Annotated in this window: 5 protein-coding genes; all 5 read left to right on the top strand. The window is 59.2% G+C overall.

Annotated features, from left to right (window positions below; genetic code table 11):
• On the top strand, window positions 1–687 hold a 687-nt coding region (tolQ, locus tag ACE3NW_RS12025; RefSeq protein WP_374283726.1), incomplete at its 5' end, for a protein TolQ.
• A gap of 1 nt (window position 688) precedes the next feature.
• A complete protein-coding gene (locus ACE3NW_RS12020) occupies window positions 689–1,141 on the top strand; it encodes an ExbD/TolR family protein (RefSeq protein WP_374283724.1) in 453 nt (150 codons plus the stop codon).
• A gap of 9 nt (window positions 1,142–1,150) precedes the next feature.
• Window positions 1,151–2,125, top strand: coding sequence for a cell envelope integrity protein TolA (tolA, locus tag ACE3NW_RS12015; protein ID WP_374283721.1), 975 nt, complete (start codon window positions 1,151–1,153; stop codon window positions 2,123–2,125).
• Between the two features lie 175 nt (window positions 2,126–2,300).
• Window positions 2,301–3,545, top strand: a complete 1,245-nt coding sequence (locus ACE3NW_RS12010) for a TonB family protein (protein ID WP_374283719.1) — start codon at window positions 2,301–2,303, stop codon at window positions 3,543–3,545.
• Window positions 3,546–3,576: 31 nt separating this feature from the next.
• On the top strand, window positions 3,577–4,845 hold a 1,269-nt coding region (locus tag ACE3NW_RS12005; protein ID WP_374283717.1), incomplete at its 3' end, for a translocation protein TolB.

Genomic DNA, 4,845 nt, shown 5'->3' with positions numbered 1-4,845 from the left:
AGTTTTTTTTCAATGATCGCCCAGGCAAGCCTGGTGGCCAAGGCGGTGCTGGCGTTTCTGGTCATGATGTCCATTGGGAGCTGGGGGCTGATGATCCAGAAATTCATCGGTCTGAGCGCTGCCAACAGAAAGGCCCTCAGCGGCACAGAACGCTTCGAAAAGGCGGCAAACCTGCGCGAGGCCGTGCAGTCGCTGGGGTCTGACCCTACTTCGCCGCTGTACTACATTGCCCATCAGGGCGTGCTTGAATTCAACCGTTCCAAGGAACTGGGCAACAGCAGCGAAGTGGTGGTCGATAACGTACGCCGCGCGCTGCGTCAGGGTGTGGGCACAGAACTGGCCCGCCTGCAAAGCTCGCTCTCCGTGCTGGCCACCTGCGCCAATACGGCTCCCTTTATCGGGCTGTTTGGTACGGTTTGGGGCATCATGAGCTCCTTCCACTCCATCGGCATGCTCAAGTCGGCCTCGCTGGCCACTGTTGCCCCTGGTATTTCCGAAGCTCTTGTGGCCACGGCCATCGGCCTTGCAGTGGCCGTACCCGCCACCATCGGCTTCAACATCTTTATGGGCAAGCTTTCGCAGGTTGATACGCTGCTGGTGAACTTTGCCGGCGTGTTCCTCAACCGCGTACAGCGTGAAATCAACGCCCACCGTCCCGTGCAGCGCACGGGCGCAACGGAGATGTAGCATGGGCGCTAGCGTTGGCGGCGGCGGCAAATTTGTATCAGATATCAACGTAACGCCCTTTGTGGACGTTATGCTGGTGTTGCTGATCATCTTCATGGTGGCAACCCCCATGATGAGCCAGGGACTTGAAGTGGATTTGCCGCAGACAAAACAGGTGGAAGTGCTCTCTACAGAAGCCGACCACATGGTGTTGACCGTGCGCAATGACGGCAAGATGTACCTTGACGAATACCCTGTTGAAACCATGGAAGACCTTGAAGGCTATTTGCAGCGCCTGGTTAAGGAAAAGAACAAAACGCTCTTTCTTCAGGCCGACAAATCTGTTCCTTACGGCACAGTGGTGGAAGTCATGGGTCACATCAAGGCCGTAGGCATTGAAAAACTCGGCGTTATCGCCGAACAGCCCGACGATGCCGCGTCCAAGGGCGGCAAGCCCGCCCGCGCCCGAAAGTAGGATTGCTCTATGCGCCTGGCCTCATACGTTCTTTCATTCTGCCTGCACGCAGCCATATTCTTGCTCATATGGTTCTGGCCCAGTCGCCCGCCCATCAAGCTCGATACGCCACCGGTCATGATCAGTCTGGTGGAAGGCGCTACAGGCGGTAACCGCACGCCCTCGCCCATTCTTGGGCACATGGGGCAACCCGGCGATGGCCCCATGGCCCCAACGCCTCCCGCCCCCAAGGCGGAAGTTGCCGCCCCCGAGCGCGCTGAAGTCAAAGAGCCCAAGCCTGTTCCGCCGCAGCCCAAACAGGATGCCGCAGCAGAGGTGAAAAAACCGGAGCCCAAGCCGGAACCAAAGCCGCAGCCCAAGCCGGAACCCAAGGAAGAAGCCAAACCCATCGCGCAGAAAAAGGAAGACAAGCCCAAGCCCAAGGAAGAACACCCCAAGGAACAGGCCAAGGACCAGAAAAAGCCAGAGCCCCCAAAGGCCGATGCCAAGAAGGACGCCAAGGAATCAAAGGACGCAAAGTCCAATGTCGATCCTGTGGCAGCGGCATTGCAGCAGGCGCGCAAGGCCACATCGCGCGCAGAATCGGGTGACCGTGGCAATGCTGTGGAGCAGGCCCTGGCCCAGGCGCAGCGCCGCGCAGGCGGCAACCGTGGTGGTGGCGGCGGCGAAGGCACAGGCCCTGGCGGCGGCGGCCTTGGCGATGTGTATATGGGGCAGGTCATGCTGGCCGTGCGTCCCAACTGGGGCTTTGCCTCGGCTGGCCGCGTAAATCTGCGCTGCATCATCAATGTCAGGGTAGACGGACAGGGCAAGCTGTTGCAAAATCCCACGGTAACGCACAGCTCCGGCAATTCGCAGTTTGACTCTTCGGCTGTTAACGCCATTGTACGCACCGCCCAGAGCGGACAGTTTCCGCCTCCGCCTTCGGCAGACTACGGCGATCTTGACCTTGTGTTCACGCTCGACGAGCTGATGGGCCGCTAGGCCCTGACATAAACAGGCAAGGGGCAGAGGCAGCAGCCCGTTTTGCAGAGAACAACAGTCTCTTCTGTGTAAAACTGGTTCAGCGTTGCTCTGCCCGGCAAACTGGTTTTAAACAGGGCCCCATACGGCCCCACAGACACGCGCATTCGGTAACGCGCGCACTACAGGAGGATATATGCCTTCCCAACCGCGCACGCACCTTAGCAAACTTTGCATTCTTTCTTGCCTCGTTACCGTGGCGCTCTACTGCGCCACGGTTGACGGGGCATTTGCAGCTTCTGCCGCAAGCGCCGACCAAAGTACCTATGCTGGCAGTATGCTGGACAAAATTATTGAAATTTGGGCTCCACCACCGGCTCTCAAAAGTGATTTCAGGGTTCGGCTCAAGGTCAGCGTCAACAGCCGGGGCCAGGTTGAAGACTGCAAGCCCCTGAAATCATCGGGCCTTGAGGCATTCGACAATTCCGTTTGCGGCGCGGTGCGTCAGATAGGTTCGTTTGGCACACCCCCCTATGGTGCGCCCATAGACGTACACCTGACATTCTGGAACGGCACCCCCAAGGGCAAACCCAGGCCAGAAACACTGAGCAGCGAAGAAGCGTTGCGGGCAGAGGTAAAAGCAAGAAGCAAGGCCGAGGCGGCCCTTGGCGATACCCGGGCCGAAGCGGCAGAAGACCGCGCCCGCGAACGCGCAGAAGCCATAGCCAAATCAGGCGGCAAGGATGTGCCAGAGGTGCGCCCCGCCCCCGTTGCCCCCCGCGCACCTCAAAAAGCAGATGACAACAGAAAAAAACCTGTTACCAATAATCAACGGCTGACAGCTGGGCAAAACAGCGACAACGGCCCGGCCACACAGATTATTGGCAAAAGCAGTCAACCAGCGGAACCGCAGAATTCCGGCACGCGGCAAGCCCAGCAGGCAGCCCCCCAAGCACGCAGGCAGGCAGACAATCTGCCAAGCTATGGCGACCCCGCCCTTGGCGGGCACAGTGATGTGGATACTGCGGCCGAAACGCACCAGGCGGAAACCGCGCGGCAGCAGGCAACCCCCAAGGCCGAGGTGCCCAGGGCAGAAACAGCCCGGGCAGAATCAGGCGCAACCCCAGCAGGGCGGGTGGTAACTCCTGCCGCTGGCGAAGCAGGGGCAGACCGCACAAAATACCGCCGCGATGTAACACGGCAACTGCGGGACAGCGTGCTGATCCCCGCCGAAACCGAGCCCGGTGAATATCAGACCAAACTGCGGCTGACAATTTCTCCCCAGGGAGAAATAACAGATTTCAAGGTAATTACGCCCACGGGCGACAAGCTTCTTGACAAATATGTGCAGCGGGGCATACGCCGTGCAGGCAGCTTGCCCCCTCCGCCCGCCGAAGTGGGGGGAACGCTGGACATCACCCTTACACTGGTGCGCCGTTAGGCGCGCTGCCTGAATGAGGAATACTGACGCCATGAAAAAACAGCTTCTTCTCCTGACCCTGGGGTTCTGGCTGGCTCTCGGAAGCGGGGCGCAGGCCGCCATGCGCGTGGACATTTATGGTCCGGGGCAAAACATTGTTAACCTTGCCCTGGCGGCTCCGCTCAAGGGCCCCCAGGCCGAGGCAAGCGGCATGGGTTCTGATCTGCAAAAAATCGTGCAGCAAAACCTGAGCTTCTTGCCCTTTATGCGCCTTACCGATCCCAGAGCTGTACTGGGCGGCGTGGTGCTGGCCGGTTGCGAACCGCCGTCGCTCGATTTCAAGCGTTTTCAGCTTGCCGGGTCGGACATTGTCGTGACCACCTATTGGCCAGAGGGCGACAGCGGCACTCGCCCGGTGCAGATTCGCGCCTTTGAAACCAATAGCGGTGGCCGCCTGTTCGGCAAGGAATACCCCAAGGTAACCGCCCACGATCTGCCCGAAGTGGCCGACAGGTTCTGCGCTGATCTGCTTGAGGCCCTCACCGGCAACGGCTCTTTCTTCCGCTCTACCCTTGCCTTTGTCAAAAAGACCGGCAAAATGAGCGCCAACGTGTGGCTGGTCAAGCCTACGGGCCGCGATTTGCGCCAGATCACCAACATTCCCGGTGAATCCATGTCGCCCGCATGGTCGCCCGACGGTCGCTTTGTGGTCTTTACCCACATTGACGAAAAGTCGCATGCCCTTGGCGTGTGGGACCGTTCCAGCGGCAAGGTGCAGCGAATCCGCTTTCCCGGCAACGTGGTCATCGGCCCCTCATTTATGCCCGACAACAAGGTTGCCGTGGCCCTGTCCAACGGCAAATATCCGGTTATCTTTCAGCTGAACCATGTTTTCCAGAAAGAACGCGTGCTGGAACAGGGCGATTCCATTAATGTTTCGCCAACATTTGACAGCACGGGCACCAAGATGGCATTTACCTCTTCACGTATGGGCGGCCCGCAGATTTTCCTCAAGGATCTGAGCAGCGGTTCCGTCACACGCGTGAGCAAAAACGGCACATATAACACCGAGGCCAACCTGTCGCCCGACGGAACCCTGGTGGTGTACAGCCGCATGACCGATTACGGTCATCGTATTTTTGTTCAGGATATGCTTACCGGAATGGAACGCCAGATCACTTTCGGCCCCGGCAGCGATGAACAGCCCGCTTTCTGTGCCGACAGTTACTTCATAGCGTTCTCCTCGACGCGTAGTGGTCACAGTATCTACCTGACCACACGCCATGGCGGCGACGCCAAGCAGGTTCCTACAGGCGGGGGT

This window comes from Desulfovibrio sp. (assembly GCF_041907885.1).
Taxonomy (GTDB): domain Bacteria; phylum Desulfobacterota; class Desulfovibrionia; order Desulfovibrionales; family Desulfovibrionaceae; genus Desulfovibrio.
Note: the sequence above shows the minus strand (reverse complement) of the source record. Positions and strands in the feature narration are given on the sequence as shown.